We start from the raw sequence: 17,104 nt of genomic DNA on the forward strand, positions 1-17,104 counted from the left end.
CAACAGATGATGCTGGTTGTGAGCAAAAAAATAACGCCCCGCTGCACTCGCTGCAATGGGGCGTCAACCTAAACCTTATCACAATTAAACTGGTAAGTTCACCAGTTTAATGCCGCAAATTTAGTGAATATTAGTTATTTACTATTAAGGTAAATTTCTGAGTTTATTGCATTACGCCTCATAAGCCCAGCTAATGATCATTTCAATAGCCTCCAGCATTTCTTCTCTACCCTGTTCTGTGGAAACATCAAGGTCTGAAAATCTGCCGCCATTGTGACGGGTATGTAAGATGGAGTAATAAATGCCGCCCACTAACAGTGCTGCGACCGCACGGAAGTTAATGTTCGTTTTCTTGAAATGCGTATCGGTCATTTCAAAGAGCTGCTGGCCTAAGCTTTCGCGAACATGGTGGATGCTGCGCATTAAGGGGCTTTTGGCGGTGAGCTCCCAAATGATGAGTTCCTGCAATTGTTTGTCGAGGTAAAAGTACCGGAACTGGTTTTGTAAGATGTCAGTGATCAGCTTTTGATTGTCGGTGAATTGATGCCGCTCGGTGAGTTCTTTTACCTTGTCTGCGAACATCATCCAATAATCTGTTTCGAGGATATAGGCTTCGATCAGATTGTTGAAGTTGCGGTCAAAGTAGTCATAGATCAGTTTTTTGGTGACACCGGCCTGTTTGGCGACTTTGTTAACGCCAAGCCCGGCATAACCTTCCTTGCGCAAGATCTCACCGACCGCATCCATGAGTTTTCTTTTGGTCAGTTCTTTGTTCCGGGTCTGCTTGGGTTTGTCTGAAAATATCATCGTTCTCCTTTCTTATTCTTCGCTTTCAGTTCAGACCAGGTACGTTTTTCGTTCCGGTTGTCTTTCCATATTTGGATAATGATGGCTAGTAGAAAAACGACCAGCATACCGAAACCGATCAGTGTGGTTATCTCCATTTTATTAAAAAATAAGGCAGGCCATCAAAGCATAAACAATGATACTACTGCCGGCCACCACCAGCCCAAGAGGCAGGAGGTGCGGGTTAAAGTCCAGTCTGTTGTCAGGTGATGCTTCAGATAAGTTCGTCATGGGCAAAAAGTATAAAAGGCAGACAGCCATTGCTGCCTGCCTTTGGGTATTACAATTACGTTGGGCTTGTATTAGGTGCCGTAAACCAGCCGGATATTCTGCGCGAGCAGCGGGAATACACGGGCATCCTGTTCGGCTTTCCTTTTGAGCGCTTTAAGCTTTGGGGACAGGAACTGGATCTTGGTTTTGTTGAACAGTTCGTGATAATCGCCGATCAGTTCGGAGAGTGCCATGACCTGTTGATTATAGCTGATAAAAAGTGTTTCCAGTTCTGCTCGCAGCTCACTGGCTACGTGCAGATCGAGATCCTGCTTAAAGTCACTGTTTAATAAACTTTCCAGTTGAAGCAGGGCATCTACCAGATGCTGATGCTTCGAGGTGCTGATGCGCTGCATGGTTTTATTGCTTGTGGCTAATGGTAAAGGCATCATCAGCGCCCACATTTACCTGTATTTGTTCAGTAAATGTATTTTCTGTATCTGTTCGATAAACGTCAGGCGATCTGTTGATCCGCCAGTATAGCAATCCGCTGGCCGGGTCTGCCCGAAGCCAGCTTACAGAACCTGTGGTTGCGATCTCTTTTCTGCCGCCACCATCAGACAGGTTAACCTGAATTAGTTTTTGCTGTCCATCATAATAATAGAGTTTACCTGCCTTGTCGTCAATTGCGATATAGCTTACTTCAGTAAACGGAGCCGACTCAAACAAGGTAACAGCGCTGCCAGAGCCATTAATGTTGGTACTCCTGATCTTGGTATACGGCGTGTATTCTGTCCAGAATACTTTACCTATAGTGCCACTACCCTCAACCCTGAACGGGCTTTCGGCGCTGAGGTCGTAGATCTTCTTTGGAGTGGATGCATTGTTCAGGTCTAACTCAAATAGCCCCATAATTCCGGTAGATCCCTGGTACAAATTCAAGTAAAGTTTATTGGATGCTTCATCTACGCCAAATTCCTGTACAAAATCACCATTGGCATCAGCCGCGTATGCTGCCTTTACCGGCCCTGAACCATCCATCGGCGCCTGCATCACATTGCCGTTATTCATGTTAATCCAGTACAATAATTTTCTGGTATTATCGCTCTTAATAAAGAAAGGAGTTCCGGCATCGGCACTACCATATAGCAGCTGCCCTGTAAACACGCCGTTTTCGTTTTTGCTCACGTAAATATCCTGCCCAACTACATAATAAACAGCATCTACATCAGGCAAACCTTTCAATATGGTAAACGGTAGCGCGCTTGTACGCAAACCACCCTGTTCAACATACACGGTAGTTTGGCCAAGTGCTAACCCGGCAGGTACTTTTACGGTGATGGTGGTATCGGTAACAGCAACAGGATCTGCTTTAACAGTGCCAAACTATATTTGGGGGTTGTGTTGTAACGAGAAATTGTACCCCTTTAACACCACTGATTTACCCGCCCCGGCGCTTACCGGATCAACAGCCCTTAGAATAGGCCCCGGCACAGCGGCAGCATCTACCCGGAACAGGGACGTTGTTATTTCTTTTTCCATCGCACCACCACTATTTGGTGTTGAGTTATCCCTGTTAAACTTTAACGTTAATGGGCCGGCTACGGCATCAGCCGGTAGTTTCAATAATAGTTTGGTAATAGATGCGCTAATTACCGTAAGGGTTTTACCACCAATGGAAGCCGTAACATCTGTAGTGAGGTAAGTGAAATTATCGCCATATACCTCAAAATAAGTACCCGCCGGGCCTTTGCCGGGCGATACGCTGTCTATTCGGATGCGGCCGCCATCGCGCACATCGATCAGCGATTCTTTATTACAACCGGAGATGCCTATGCCGGTAATAATGGCCAATAAGAGTATGAAGTTATGATAGAGTTTCATGTAATAATTGCTTAGCTTTTTATAAACTTAACTGGAAGCCAACCGTGTAATAAACACCCGGACGGTAATCTTTTACGTAATAATCGCCCTGGATAAAGCTGCGATACTCCAACAGCGCGCCTTGATAACGATAAGATTCAAGGGTAACGCGACGCGGCGCGGCACCAAACTTGCGGTCAAAATCGCCATCTACGTAATGCCTGATGGGCGAGTTAAGCAGGTTTTGGGCCGCTACTCTTACGCTAAGCCTGTTGGTGATCTTTTGTAGTATGGACACGTCAAGCAGGTGGCGGGTACGGTCGAACAAGGCCGGGTCATCATCTAAACTGTGACCTGTGTTAGCCAGCAGGCGATCGCCGTAGGCGTTATACTGCACAGAGATGCGGCTGCCCTTCGGTTTGTTATCATAAAACAAGCCGGCATTGATGATCCAGGGACTGGCTGCCTGCAAAGGCCGTGACGTGCCACCCGGGTAATAATTTAAAGGTAGTGCAGGGTTTTGCGATACCCGGTTATCTGCCTTGGTTTGGTTATAGGCCGCGTTAAGTATCACGCCCATGTGCCTGAATAGGCTACCCTCCATAAAATCCAGCTTTTTGCGCACTTCTATCTCGGCGCCGTATATACGGGCATAGCTCAGGTTGCCCGGCATAAAGCCGCCTACGCTGAAGAGGCCAGCGTTCAGGTCTTCGATCGGGTTTTTGATGTTTTTGAAATAAGCGCCGCCGGTAATGGTTTCACCTTCTGAAGGGTACCATTCCAAACGGGCATCGAAGTTATCTATCTTAGCGTCCTGCAAGCCCGAGTAGCCCTGGTAGGTAAATCCATCGGCCGGATTATAGGTAATAAATGGCGATAGTTCTCTAAATTCAGCCCGGTTAACCGTTTTATAATAAGCCATACGCCATTGCAATTTGGGCGAAATGTGCAGGGTGGTATTTACAGAGGGCAGCCAGTAGTAAGTATAAGGCGGTGCCTGGCCTACCATACTAAATGCACCACCATCGGCGGTTTTCTTGCCATCAGGCGATAGTACCAGCCTGTCCGTATACTCTAACCTTGTACCGGCATAAATATCCCATTGCAACTGGCGGCTGCCGATGTTGAAACGCAGCGGGATATTTAAAGCGGCATAACCAGCTGTGGTAATGGCCTTGGCTTTGTAACCCTGGGTTTCGGTACCGGCATTACCGGTAGTTTGCAAGGCGGTAAACATGCGCTGGCCCTGTGGGCGAAGCGCATTTGCCTCCAATAAGGTTTGGCCTATCGTGTTCCACGGGTCTGCTGAATATGGCATAGCAGGATAACGGCCGTATCTGAATGCGTAGAACTGGTAATTCTTGTTACGATTTTCGTAGTAAGCACCGGCCTTCAATTGCAGGTCTTTCCATGTTTTAGGCGCTATTTGGAAAACATAATCGATATTACCTTGCCAGCGTTTTTCCAAACCCTCGCCATCACTGAAGTTGCCCACATTGGTGTTCTGCGGAAAAGTGTACATACGCCAGGTCGTCGCGTCGGTGATGTTCAAACTTCCTTCGCCATTGTAAATGCCATTGATGGACTTTAGATCGGGTTCGTAGATATTGGAAAATTGACCTGGGTCATACGATCTTGCCCTTGAATAATTAACGTTCCATTCTATGGAATGCCTGTCATTATTGGTTTTATGTGTTCCTCCCAGCACGGTTGTCAGCAATTGCTGCTGGTTGTAGGCCGATTCTACACGGCGAGGGAATGGGTTGCCTGCAGAGTTGTTCCAATTGGTAGTGGTTTGTATCTGTAACTGGTCTTTGGCCATATGGTTAAACAGCACCATCAGGTTAATGTCGTTCCGCTTATCGATATTGAGCGAAAGATCCTGCATGGCAGCCAGGCGTACATTTTCTGAGTAAACAGAATCATACATCAGGCGATAATTGTCTTTATAATATGGGCTAAGCGGTGCACCATTGGCAGGGAAGTCCGTTTCAACAAATTGATTGGCCCCTCTCGCGGTATTACTGCGGAAATAGCCGCGCTGCAACTCATACCGTGCCAGGCTCACGCTGTTCAGTTTCATGCTGCCCAGGTTGGCGTAGGTGTAATAGGTGGCATCGCCTTGAATGTCCATGGGATGATATACGTTTTGCAACGTCCACTGCTTGGCCGAGCGCTGCAAGAGTGCATCGGTCAGCTTTTCGTTCGCTATGGAATAGCCGTTGGGGTTACTTACGCTTACCTGCGATAAGGCTACGCCATATTGATTGCGGGGGATGCCTTTGGGCAAGCCGCGTGTGCCATCGTCAAAACCCAGCCAGTCGTATTTACCGTTACCGGCACTGACGTGATTGCTGAAGAACTTATTGCCGGTGCGATATTGGCCGTTCAGCGTCATCTCGAACCGGCGGATGTTCACCGATTTTTTGGTATGCACTTTGACCACACCACCGGCAAAATCGCCGGGAAGTTCCGGCGCGCCGGTCTTATAAACCAATATGCGGTCGATCACGTTGGACGGTAGCAGGTCGAAGTTGAATGCCCGTTTATTAGGATCGGTAGAGGGCATGTAAACATTGTTCAGGAACACAGGGTTGTACCTCGGTGTCATGCCACGGATGCTGATGAAACCGTCCTGTAAGGTGATACCGGCTACACGGCGTACGACTTCGGATGCCGAACGGTCTACACTGATGGTGATCTGCTCTGACGAGATGCCGGATACTACCCCAACAGCATTTTTCATTTGGCCTACCAGTTTTTCGTTGGTGCTGGTGATCACCCTATCGGCTTTTACGGTCACTTCGGCCAGGTCGCCTTGTGAGGGTTCCATTTTGATCGCCAGATAGGTCGGCTGATCTTCTTTGACCACCACATCGTTGACCGCTGTGGTTTGATAACCGACATAGCTCAACGCTACATTATAGGTTCCGGGCTCTACCTGTAAGCTGAACCGGCCGTTTACATCAGTGCTTGCGCCGTTGGGGCGGCCTGATACGCGTACGGTTACGCCGATCAGTGTTTCGCCCGTTTTGGCATCGGTTACTTTGCCGGTAATGCGGCCGGGTTTGGCAGGAGGAGGTAGCTCGCTTACAGCGATAATATCGCCCAGTTGAACAAATTTCAAACGCCAGCTTTTGGCCAGTTCTTTTAAAATTACATCAACCGATCTGTTAGTCGCCTGATAGGTCGTTAATTGTTTATCACCAATCTGTTTGGCAAATGTGAAGGAAAGAGCTGTTTGTTGCTCAATTTTGTTAAATACGTCCTCCAGGGTAGTGTTTTTGGCCGAAAAGGTGACCTGGATGGTTCTCAGATCCTGAGATTTTACATCGGCGGCCAGCAACACGCCGCTAAGGGCTATCGTGATCACCGTTACCAGGAAGGCAAATCTCGTCATGGTCAACAGCAGTTTTATTACTATTAATTTTGTAGAATTGTACATAAGTTTTTAGAATGATTTATTGTCCTCAGAAAATGATAGATCGGCGTGAACTTATTTTGAGCGGAAGTGTCGTAACCACTTTCACTCTTTTTTATTCCATCCGATTTTTGGGTGGGTGTTTATTACATAGCGTTTCTCCCTTCTTCCGTTCGCTTGATTGTTTTTACCATACTGTTATTTCGCTGTTCTTTATTTCGTACCGAAATTCTCCGGCTATGCTCAGTGCTTTTATCACCGTGTTAATACTGTGGTTCTTAACCTTCAGGCTGATCTGCTTTTGCTGCAACGATGGATTTTTGAATATGATCCTAACCTTGTAGTAGCGTTCCAGCTGGCGGGCAATATTTTGCAGTGTTTCTTCCCTGAAGTTGAACCGGCCTTTTTGCCAGATGCCAATGCCTGCAACGTCTGTTTTTAACTGATCAATATTGTTTTTAGAACGGCGATACACCAGCCTGTCGCCCGGTAGCAGCATGTATGCTTTTGTTTGAAGGTTGAGGGGTAGAACGCCGACCTTACCGCTGGATACCGTAACTGATAGTTCTCCGTCATCACCATAAGCCTTTACATCGAAAGAAGTGCCCAGTACTTGTACATCCAGTTTGTCAGTATGTACTTTAAATGGTTTGCCGGGATCATGGGCCACATCGAAATAGGCCTCGCCCGTCAAAAATACTTCACGGGTCTTACCTGTTAACTCGGTGGGATATTTTAAACGGCTCTCGCTATTCAGCGTGATCTTTGTGCCATCGGTAAGTGTAACGGTCTTGATCTCGCCCGTTTGTGTTGAAAGCTGGGAATAGGCAGGCTGAACATCATCTGCATCTTGTTTTTGTGATCCAAAATAGACCATGCCGGCTATACTGGCCACAATTAGCAGGCTTGCAGCCACTGAACGAACCCATAGCGGGAACCGAACGACTTTGGCAGACCTGGTATTTTCGCTGAAGAAGTGACGCTTCAGTTCGCCTTTGGAAAGTTCTTCTTTTGCGGCCAGTTGTTCATCGGTCAGTTGCCCGATCACGTCCAGGCGGATGAGCCACCGGGCGATCAGTGCTTTTTCTTCTTCAGTAACCATTCCCTGGCGATACTTCTGAAAAAGCGCCTCTAATTGTTGTTGTTCGTTCTGCATCCTATAAACAATAAGCAGAACATGGGCTTTAGACCCAGAAAATTATCGTTAAATATTGATTAATTAATTGTTAACCAAATCAGGACGGTGATCTCGAAAGCGGTAAGAGAGGAATCGGCCGTTACGTTGCGGATGCGGTTGAAAGCGATATTGAGCTGGTTTTTTACGGTTTTTGGGGAAATATCCAGCTCTTCGGCTATTTGTGATATGGAATAACCGTTACTGCGGCTCAGCACAAAAACTTTGCGCATTTTCTCCGGCATCTCTGCGATCGTCCGGTCGATCACTTCGATAAGCGCCTCGTACTGCGATTCCATTTCCCTGATCTCCATCGGGTCCAGGTAGGGTGTAGTAGCTGAATCCTGCTGAAGAAAATCCGAAAAATGCCGGAAGTGCTTTTGCTGAAATCCTTTATCGCGGAAATAACCTGACAATTTGAACCAGAGCCGGTTCTTTAAGTAATTGGGTAAAGAGTTAGTGATCGAGAAGGTGGCACGTTTGTCCCAAAGCTCAATGAACATCTCCTGAACAAGATTATAGGCCTCATCTTCATCACCTATTTTTTTAGCAGCATGGGTGTATAAAGAGCGGTAATAGCGGCGGTGCAGTTCTTCAAATGCAGCATAATCAGCATCCCTGATCCGCTGCAAAAGTTCCTGTTCGCCTACATGTTGCATTTGTCCTAAAATTACAGATGCAAAAATAGTCCCGCAATATTATTTTAATATTAACTTAAAATATAGCCTATAAAAACGTGATGATGGGTTATTATTGAATTTGGCCAAAGATCAACCGGCTTTGGATGTTTTAATGCTTTAGGCTTTCAGACTCCGGCTTTATAGGCCCACCCTACGATCATTTCAATAGCTTCCAACATTTCGTCACGTCCTTTTTCGGTCGAAAGATCAAGGCCTGAAAAGCTGCCGCCGTTGTGGCGGGTATGTAGGATGGAATAATAGATGCCGCCGACCAGCAAGGCTGCGACAGCGCGGAAGTTAATGTTCGTTTTCTTGAAATGGGTATCGGTCATTTCAAAGAGCTGCTGGCCCAGACTTTCCCGGACGTTATGGATGCTGCGCATCAAGGGGCTTTTAGACGTGACCTCCCAAATGATGAGTTCCTGTACTTGCTTCTCAAGGTGGAAGTAGCGGAATTGGTTTTGTAAGATGTCGGTGATGAGTTTCTGATGATCGGTAAAGGCGTGGCGTTCGGTCAGTTCTTTTACTTTATCGGCGAACATCATCCAGTAGTCGGTTTCGAGGATATAGGCTTCCATCAGGTTATTGAAATCACGGTCGAAGTAATCATAGATCAGTTTTTTGGTGACACCGGCCTGTTTGGCCACTTTATTGACGCCAAGTCCGGCATAGCCGTCTTTGCGCAGGATCTGACCGACCGCATCAATGAGTTTTCTTTTGGTCAGTTCTTTGTTCCGGATCTGTTTGTGTTTTTCAGAAGGTTTCATTTTTAGTTATCGTTTATTGCCGTCTTTTCAATAAGTGTTTTTCCCGCCGGGTCTTTATCATGGTTATTTCCCTGCGTATAACTTTTTCCATATATTTCAAAATGATGCAAGCGGTCAAAGCATAGATGCATTCTTGCATGTTTGTAATTGCTGCTCATTAAAAACCGACTGCGCCTGAAGGTATTACAGCGCAGCGGGCCTTATCGACCGGCCTTTTCCCGACCGGGCACAACGACGCGGTCAGGAGGATGAGGTATAGCCGGTTCGGTCATGCCGTTGATAGCCGGTCATCACGACCAGCAGACAGGCCCCGATCATCAGCCAGGTCACGTAGCCGGCATGTTTCAAAAGGTCGGTCGCCTGCTGCCCGATCACGTCGCTGGTGATCAGGTTACTGAACATGGCCAGCAAGATCAGCACACTTAGTAAGGCCATTCGCTGTTGCCGGATCAGTACATAACACAGATAGGTATAAATAAAAGCGGTCACGACATGATGATGCGCCCAAACCCGGCCGGGTAATAAGAGCGGTACCAGAAAGATCAGGCATAGGTCTGCAGCCGAGAACCGCTGCCTGTCTTTGACGTACCGGTCATATAGGAATTTACAGGTCAGCAGGGCCATAGATGCTAACTGGAGGATATGGACGACCGTTTGCAACAGGTCTGCTTCGAGCAGAAAGACCGGTGCAATGCCGGCAGCGGGATTTCCCGAAACCAGTTTCCGGAGCACCGCAGGTATCCCTAAACTAATGATATTCTCATCTATTTTACCGTCAGCAAAGGGTGCCATAAAGGCGGCAATATATTCCTGCCAATCCGCGGTCCCAGCTTCATAACCACGGATCATGAAAGGCAATAAAATGAACGGGAGGCTGCAGATGGCGATCCATACCCAATCCCTTGGGCCGCGCTTGATGGCGAAAAAGAAAAGGAAAAGTATGGGTGTGACCTTGAGAAAGGTTGCCGCCCACAGGAATAGATAGCTTCGCCGGTAGTGCCCGGTCTGAAAAGCGAGGATGCCGAGCAGGGTCAGGCAGAACACGGGCAGGTTGGCATTCATCCAGATGTAGTTATGCCAGTAGAACCCTGCGGACAATGCTGCCGCGATCAACAACGGCCATTTCAGGTCCTGGTTGGGGAATTCCAATTGCATGACCTTTCGCACCAGCAGGAATGAGGGCAGCCAAAGGCCCCAATTGATCAGAAAAGTAAAAATGAAGGCCGAGCTATGAAAGGGCAAAAGGGCGAACAAGCTGAAACAAAAGGCAGCGAATGGCGGATACGTGAAGCCGCCGTCAACCAGGCCGGGGGTGTAGATCTTTTGCCCGCTGAGAAAGTCCTTTCCCGCCTTCCAATAGATATAATGATCGCCGTTGACATCGGCCTTCATCCCGCGGTTATAGGACATCACGCCGAAGGTCAGGGTGACCAAAAATAGCATGATAGATAGAGCGATAAGATTTCGCATAAGAAATTCTTTAAGATTTTGAGTGAACAGTAAAAGGTGATGCGCGCACTTTGTCAGGGCAAAGCAGCAGCGTTCCCACTTACAGGTGGGGCTGATCGGAAAGCTGAATTTCTGACCGTGTCCGGTGTTGCTATCTGATCGCTAAAAAACTTTCACGCCAAGGAGAGTATCCAGAAGATCAAACCGACGATCAGGACGACCGCCAGTACTTTGCCTGCATAACTATCCAGCTTATAATCGAAAACAAGGATGATGGACCATATCCTTTTGCGTAGGGTCAGCAAAATAATGAGCGCTAAAAAAAAGCCGCCCAAAAAGGCGAGGATCATTGTCTTGTGCTCCACGACCGCAAGCATTCCTAAAGGTATGCCGGCAGCACTTGAGAAGTTTTTAATAAATAGCGATAGGGTATCCATCAGGTAGCCGCTTGCTGAACTGCATTGTAAAAGCGTGGTTCCTTGTCCGATCATTCGTCATGAACATGTAGTTTGAAAATCTCCCCCGGAGAAACCCAAATGGAAAAAGCAGTCATCATTAGCATATCGATGCTGATGGCTGTTCATCTTAAATTTGACCGGAAAATACAGATAGGTACAGCTTGACCCCGGGCGGGCGGGCTGCAGAAATTCAATAATTAGCAGTGTGGCGGGCCGCGATGGTCCGGTATAGAGAGAAAAGGGTCAGGCGGGAATGGATCGTCCGTCGTCAGCACATACGATTGCGGGGGTGCTGTTTCCGGCCGGACGTAGAAATGATCGAACCTGTACAACAGGGTCACGATCCCATTTCCGATCTCGTTTACCAGGTCATTATCGTGGTAAAAATGATGGTCAACGTTCACCTGTTCCAGCGGACCTTCCGCGTGGTGCATGAGCCGGAGGTCGTGTACCAGTTCGGCTTCATGGTGATGCGGCGTGATATTATGATAAATCAGCAGGAACATTCCTGCCATTACCATCAATCTGCCAAGCCATTTTGCCATATGTGTAAATATAAATGCTCCATATTAGAATTTGATAAACATGGAAAGATTTTTTGATCTTCTATCAAATTTTCCGTTGTTGGAGCGGGATCAGGCATGTTCTTCTTTCTCCCGGATCTTTTTTTTCCACCGCAGGTACCACTTCTGATGATGAAGGGAAAGCAGAAAGTACAACACACCTGCGGTACCGGTAGCGACCAGGAATTCGTTCAGTCCGATGGTCACACCGACCGCCGCGGTACACCAGATGGTGGCTGCGGTGGTCAGGCCGGAGGAGTTGTTGGAATCACGGTCGCGGGAGATGATGCCGGCACCCAGGAAGCCGACGCCGACAACGATGTTGGCCACGACGCGCGAGGCCGCAGCGAGATCGCCCAGGTGAGCGGCTACGGAGGTAAAGATCGTCGCACCGGCACATACGGCTGCATAGGTGCGGATGCCCGCATCGCGTCCATGTTTTTCACGGTCGTATCCGATGATACCACCCAGGACGACGGCGGCCAGGATCTTTGCAAAAACGATGAGTTCAGTATTCAAAGAGATCATAAGATCAGGTTTTTGTTAAATTATGTTAAAATGGTTTTGATCCTGTAACACGATTCCACGTTCACTATCCAAAAACAAAGGTGCCCAATGCTTGTTAAATGTCAGGTTTACCGGGGACCGGATAAATGTAATTATTATTTTATTTGTAAATTATTATCTTTGCCCTCAGCATGAAATGGTTCTGTTACGTGTTCGCCTTATTTTTCCTTTGCATGGACCTGGAGCCGTGTAAGGATGTGGTGGGCTCTGTCCGGAGCACAACATCGATCGCTACCATTCAAGATCAGCATGAATCACACAGCGGTCAGGACCAATGTCCGCCGATGTGTCATTGCGGGTGCTGCAATATGCAGGTCGTATTTACCAAAAAGATCATCATCCGTGCTGTTGAAACTAAATTAACTACTGTTACCGACGCGTACCTGCCGGAAAAACCGGTGACCCGTCCGACGAATATCTGGCAGCCGCCCAAGCTCGCCGCATAATTTCCTGTGTTGCCGCTAACGTCCGTCTGACGTTCCGTGCGGCTTAATCTATTTTCTCATTATTTTCTTGTATTGGTATGGCAAAGACCAGGTCAAAGCCTGTTGCGCGTACCACTGCCACGAAGAAGAAGAAACGAAGCCCGAAGCGTCCGCTATGGATGCAGGTGATCCGGATCATTGGTCTGGTGATCATCACGCTCGTTCTTCTGATCGCCATGATCGGCATCGTGGAGCGGTACAGTCATATCTTATCCAAGCATTAGGATAAATTATGCTTAATAAGATCATTCATTTTTCGATCAATAATAAACTGATCATCGGGATCTTTACCCTCGGCCTGATCGCCTGGGGGATCTATTCCCTGAAACAACTGCCGATCGACGCGGTACCTGATATTACGAACAATCAGGTACAGGTCATCACGCAGAGTCCGGCGCTGGCCACCCAGGAGGTGGAGCGTCTCATTTCCTTCCCGGTCGAACAGACCATGGCCACGATCCCGGAGATCGAGGAAGTACGTTCCATCTCCCGCTTCGGCCTATCTGTGGTGACCATTGTTTTTCATGATGACGTGGACATCTACTGGGCACGTCAGCAGGTCAACGAGAAGCTGGCCGAGGCGAAGAACAATATCCCGGCCGGGTTGGGTAACCCTGAAATATCCCCAATATCGACCGGCCTTGGCGAGATCTACCAGTATGTAGTGCACGCCAGGCCCGGTTTTGAAAAAAAATATGATGCCCGTGAACTGCGGAGCATCCAGGACTGGATCGTCCGCCGCCAATTACTCGGCACACCGGGCATTGCGGAGGTCAACAGCTTCGGCGGCCTCCTGAAGCAATACGAGATCGCGATCGACCCGGATAAGCTGCGCAGTTATGACCTGGGTATCTCGGATGTCTTTACGGCATTGGAAAAAAATAACCAGAACACCGGCGGCGCTTATATCGATAAAAAGCCGAATGCTTATTTCATCAGAAGTGAAGGTTTGGTGGGCGACACCGAAGATATCGGCAAGATCGTGGTGAAGAACAACGCGAACGGCCTGCCGGTACTGATCCGCGATGTGTCCACCGTACAGATCGGCAGCGCGATCCGTTACGGCGCGCTGACCCGCTCGGTCAAAGGCAGTACTGGGGAAGCAGTCGGCGGTATCGTGATGATGCTCAAAGGGGCCAACGCCAACAAAGTGGTCGGCGAGGTCAAAAGCCGGATCGAACGTATCAATAAGACCTTGCCCAATGGGGTGGTCATTGAACCCTTTCTGGACCGGAGTTCCCTCGTGAAACGGGCGATCGGTACGGTAGAAAAGAACCTGACCGAGGGCGCGCTGATCGTGATCTTCGTGCTGGTGATCTTCCTGGGTAACTTGCGGGCAGGCCTGGTGGTCGCTTCGGTGATCCCGCTGGCAATGCTATTCGCTATCTGTCTCATGAACCTGTTCGGCGTGTCGGGTAACCTGATGAGTTTGGGTGCCATCGACTTTGGCCTGATCGTGGACGGCGCGGTGATCATCGTGGAAGCGACCATGCACCATTTATCCATGCGCAAGTCGACCAAACGGATGACCCAGCAGGAAATGAACGACGAGGTTTACGAGTCGGCCAGTCGCATCCGTTCGGCCGCGGCTTTCGGGGAGATCATCATTCTGATCGTTTACCTGCCGATATTAGCTTTAGTAGGTATCGAAGGCAAGATGTTCGGTCCGATGGCGCAGACGGTAGCGTTCGCCATCCTGGGTGCCTTCATCCTTTCCCTCACTTACGTACCGATGGTATCGGCCTTGTTCCTGAGCAAGGAGCCGCACCATAAAAAGAATTTCTCGGACCGGATGATGGAATACGTGCACCGCGCCTATTCACCGCTGATCAAGGGAGCACTCCGGATCAGGGCAATGGTTGTTATTGTAGCCGTAGTATTACTGGCCGTGGCGATCTTCATCTTTACGCGTCTGGGCGGTGAATTTATACCGCAATTGGAAGAAGGTGACTTTGCCGTGGAAACACGTTTGTTGACCGGCAGTTCGCTTTCGCAGACCATCGATAAAGTGAACCAAGCCTCCGCGATACTGGTGAAAAAATTCCCGGAGGTCAAGGAAGTGATCGGTAAGATCGGCGCGGCGGAGATCCCGACGGATCCGATGCCGATGGAGGCCTGTGACCTGACAGTGATCCTGAAAGATAAAGATGAGTGGACGTCCGCAGAGAACCGGGAAGAACTGGCCAATAAAATGGCAGCCGAACTGGAAAAGATCCCGGGCGTGACCTTTGGTTTCTCGCAACCGATCCAGCTCCGTTCCAACGAACTGATCTCCGGTGTTCGCCAGGACATCGGGATCAAGATCTTCGGTGAGGACCTGCAAACGCTGACGACACTATCTCAAAAAGTAGGTAAGATCGCGGGTTCTGTTCAGGGTGCTGCGGATATCTACCTGGAACAGGCGACCGGCCTGCCGCAGGTGGTGGTGAAGATCAACCGCGACCGCACGGCCCAGTACGGCTTGAGCGTGGAAAGCGTGAACCAGGCGATCAACACGGCATTTGCCGGTCAATCCGCCGGTCTGGTCTATGAAGGTGAACGCCGCTATGATATGGTGGTCCGCCTGTCCGACCAGAACCGTCAGAGCATCGATAATATCAAGGATATTTTTGTGACCACACCGGACGGTCGCCAGGTACCGCTGGAGCAGGTCGCCGACATCAGTTTGCAGGTCGGCCCTAACCAGATCCAACGGGAGGATACCAAGCGCAGGATCATCGTGGGATTGAATGTCCGTGGACGCGACATCGAGAGTGTGGTGAACGAGATCCAGGCCAAGATCGGCCAGCAGATCAAAATGCCGACCGGTTACTATATCACCTACGGTGGCCAGTTCGAGAATCTGAAGGCGGCCTCGGCGCGTTTATCGATCGCCGTACCGGTGGCTTTACTGCTAATCCTGGTCCTGCTGTATTTCACGTTCGGTTCTTTCAAACAATCTATCCTGATCTTTACGGCTATCCCGATGGCCGCCATTGGCGGTGTGTTCGCGTTGCTGCTTCGCGGCATGCCGTTCAGTATCTCGGCAGGCGTAGGCTTTATAGCGCTTTTCGGGGTGGCTGTTTTGAACGGGATCGTATTGATCACCGAATTCAACCGGCTGAAAAAGAGCGGGCTGACCGACCTGGGCAAGATCGTGCTGGAAGGTACGCAGGAACGTCTGCGCCCGGTGCTGATGACGGCAACGGTCGCCTCGCTGGGCTTTTTCCCAATGGCTATATCGACCGCCGCCGGTGCAGAGGTACAAAAACCATTAGCAACCGTTGTGATCGGCGGCCTGATCACATCGACCATTTTAACTTTGATCGTGTTACCCGTGTTATATACCTATTTTGAGAATTTCCGCTCCGGCCGTAAGCGCGGCAAAGCGGGTATTGCTGTTGCGTCTATCGTGGCCCTGCTGGCATTCGTTCCGGGTAAGGCTGGCGCGCAGACCATCCCGGTTACCGGGCAGCCGCTCACGATGGAACAAGCATTGTCAGCCGCGCAGACCAATAACTTCGGGGTGCGTTCGGCTGCTTTACAGGTCAAACAGCAAACAGCGCTCAAAGGCAGCGCTTTCGACCTGGGCAAGACCAATGTGAACCTGCAGTACGGACAGTTCAACAGCATCAACCGGGACAATAACATCTCGGTACAGCAGAGCATCCCTTTCCCCGGTCTGATCAGCAGTCAGCGCCGGGTGTTCGAGGCGCAGGAACAGACCGCCAAACTCGGGCTGAACGTTACCCGGTCGCAGCTACGTTTCGAGGTCCGCCAGGCTTACCGGCAATTGGCTTATTTCACCGCGTTAAAAGATCTTTACCTGCGTCAGGATTCTATTTATGAAGCCTTTTTAAAAGCGGCATCGGTCCGTTTCGAGGCCGGCGAGACCAACCTGTTAGAGAAGAAAACAGCGGAGACGCAGCGCAATGAGGTCCGTAACCAAAAGCTTCGGAACGATGGCGACATCGCCGCCGCCAATGCGGAACTGCAACGCTTGCTGAATACGAAAGACTCCCTGATGATCACGGCCAGTGTGTTCAAAAAAGCGACCGCCGAGTTTCGCCACCTGGACAGTGCGATCAACGCGAACCCGCAACTGGCTTATCAGCGCCAGCAGGTCGAACTCTCGGACAAGAACATTGCCCTGGAGAAAGCAAAGGCTGGTCCGGACTTTACGGTCGGCTACTTTAACCAGTCGCTGATCGGCATCCAGAATGTGAACGGGATGGAACGCAACTTTACCGGTGCCAACCGTTTCCAGGGTGTTCAGGCCGGGATCTCGATCCCCTTGTTCTTTAAGCCTTTCGCTTCCAGGATCAAGGCCGCCCGGATCCAGAAAGAGGTGAACCAGGCGCAGTTGGACCTTTATGCGGTCAATCTTTCGAGCCAGTACGAGCAAGCCTACCACCAGTTGCTGAAGAACGAACGTTCGCTCAGCTATTATGAAACGAGCGCGCTGCCGAATGCGAACCTGATCCTGAACCAGGCACAGATCGCTTTCCGCAACGGGGAGATCAGCTATGTGGAGTTCATCCAGGCGTTGAAAACCTTTTCGGACATCCGCTTCGCCTACTTATCGGCGCTTAATCAATACAATCAATCTGTTTACGACTTACAATACCTGACCGGTTTATGA

At 49.4% G+C, this 17,104-nt stretch carries 15 protein-coding genes; 2 read left to right on the forward strand and 13 right to left on the reverse strand.

What is annotated here, in order from left to right; genetic code table 11:
• Positions 1–171 precede the first annotated feature (171 nt).
• From ABD960_RS05955 to ABD960_RS06015, 13 genes are all read right to left on the reverse strand, one after another.
• Positions 172–807 carry a TetR/AcrR family transcriptional regulator gene (locus tag ABD960_RS05955; protein WP_345330010.1) on the reverse strand — a complete coding sequence of 212 codons (636 nt, stop codon included), beginning with the start codon at positions 805–807 and terminating at the stop codon, positions 172–174.
• A complete protein-coding gene (locus ABD960_RS05960; protein ID WP_345330011.1) occupies positions 804–944 on the reverse strand; it encodes a putative holin-like toxin in 141 nt (46 codons plus the stop codon). The genes ABD960_RS05955 and ABD960_RS05960 overlap by 4 nt, the downstream gene beginning before the upstream one ends.
• A gap of 204 nt (positions 945–1,148) precedes the next feature.
• Complete coding sequence (locus ABD960_RS05965; protein ID WP_345330012.1) at positions 1,149–1,508, reverse strand: hypothetical protein; 360 nt, start codon at positions 1,506–1,508, stop codon at positions 1,149–1,151.
• Entirely contained in the window at positions 1,477–2,352 is an 876-nt protein-coding gene (locus ABD960_RS05970; RefSeq protein WP_345330013.1) for a hypothetical protein, read from the reverse strand. Before ABD960_RS05970 ends, ABD960_RS05965 begins: the two co-directional genes overlap by 32 nt.
• A 90-nt stretch (positions 2,353–2,442) precedes the next feature.
• Entirely contained in the window at positions 2,443–2,940 is a 498-nt protein-coding gene (locus ABD960_RS05975; protein ID WP_345330014.1) for an IPT/TIG domain-containing protein, read from the reverse strand.
• 19 nt (positions 2,941–2,959) lie between these two features.
• Positions 2,960–6,319 carry a TonB-dependent receptor gene (locus ABD960_RS05980; protein ID WP_345330015.1) on the reverse strand — a complete coding sequence of 1,120 codons (3,360 nt, stop codon included), beginning with the start codon at positions 6,317–6,319 and terminating at the stop codon, positions 2,960–2,962.
• A gap of 208 nt (positions 6,320–6,527) precedes the next feature.
• Complete coding sequence (locus ABD960_RS05985; RefSeq protein ID WP_345330016.1) at positions 6,528–7,496, reverse strand: FecR family protein; 969 nt, start codon at positions 7,494–7,496, stop codon at positions 6,528–6,530.
• A 59-nt stretch (positions 7,497–7,555) separates the two neighbouring features.
• Positions 7,556–8,173, reverse strand: a complete 618-nt coding sequence (locus ABD960_RS05990; RefSeq protein ID WP_345330017.1) for a sigma-70 family RNA polymerase sigma factor — start codon at positions 8,171–8,173, stop codon at positions 7,556–7,558.
• Between the two features lie 146 nt (positions 8,174–8,319).
• Entirely contained in the window at positions 8,320–8,961 is a 642-nt protein-coding gene (locus ABD960_RS05995; RefSeq protein ID WP_345330018.1) for a TetR/AcrR family transcriptional regulator, read from the reverse strand.
• A gap of 240 nt (positions 8,962–9,201) precedes the next feature.
• A complete protein-coding gene (locus tag ABD960_RS06000; protein ID WP_345330019.1) occupies positions 9,202–10,431 on the reverse strand; it encodes a glycosyltransferase family 87 protein in 1,230 nt (409 codons plus the stop codon).
• Positions 10,432–10,583: 152 nt separating this feature from the next.
• A complete protein-coding gene (locus tag ABD960_RS06005) occupies positions 10,584–10,901 on the reverse strand; it encodes a hypothetical protein (protein ID WP_345330020.1) in 318 nt (105 codons plus the stop codon).
• Between the two features lie 164 nt (positions 10,902–11,065).
• On the reverse strand, positions 11,066–11,413 hold the full coding sequence (locus ABD960_RS06010) for a hypothetical protein (protein ID WP_345330021.1): 348 nt from the start codon (positions 11,411–11,413) through the stop codon (positions 11,066–11,068).
• Between the two features lie 90 nt (positions 11,414–11,503).
• The gene (locus ABD960_RS06015; RefSeq protein WP_345330022.1) at positions 11,504–11,959 is read right to left on the reverse strand and encodes an MgtC/SapB family protein; all 456 of its coding nucleotides are present in this window, start codon (positions 11,957–11,959) and stop codon (positions 11,504–11,506) included.
• Between the two features lie 170 nt (positions 11,960–12,129).
• Between ABD960_RS06015 and ABD960_RS06020 the strand changes: the two genes are divergently transcribed.
• Complete coding sequence (locus ABD960_RS06020; RefSeq protein ID WP_345330023.1) at positions 12,130–12,444, forward strand: DUF6660 family protein; 315 nt, start codon at positions 12,130–12,132, stop codon at positions 12,442–12,444.
• Between the two features lie 271 nt (positions 12,445–12,715).
• Positions 12,716–17,104: a CusA/CzcA family heavy metal efflux RND transporter gene (locus ABD960_RS06025; protein ID WP_345330024.1), complete on the forward strand. Its 4,389-nt coding sequence runs from the start codon at positions 12,716–12,718 to the stop codon at positions 17,102–17,104.

The sequence above is a fragment of the Mucilaginibacter defluvii genome, assembly GCF_039543225.1.
GTDB classification, from domain to species: Bacteria; Bacteroidota; Bacteroidia; order Sphingobacteriales; family Sphingobacteriaceae; genus Mucilaginibacter; species Mucilaginibacter defluvii.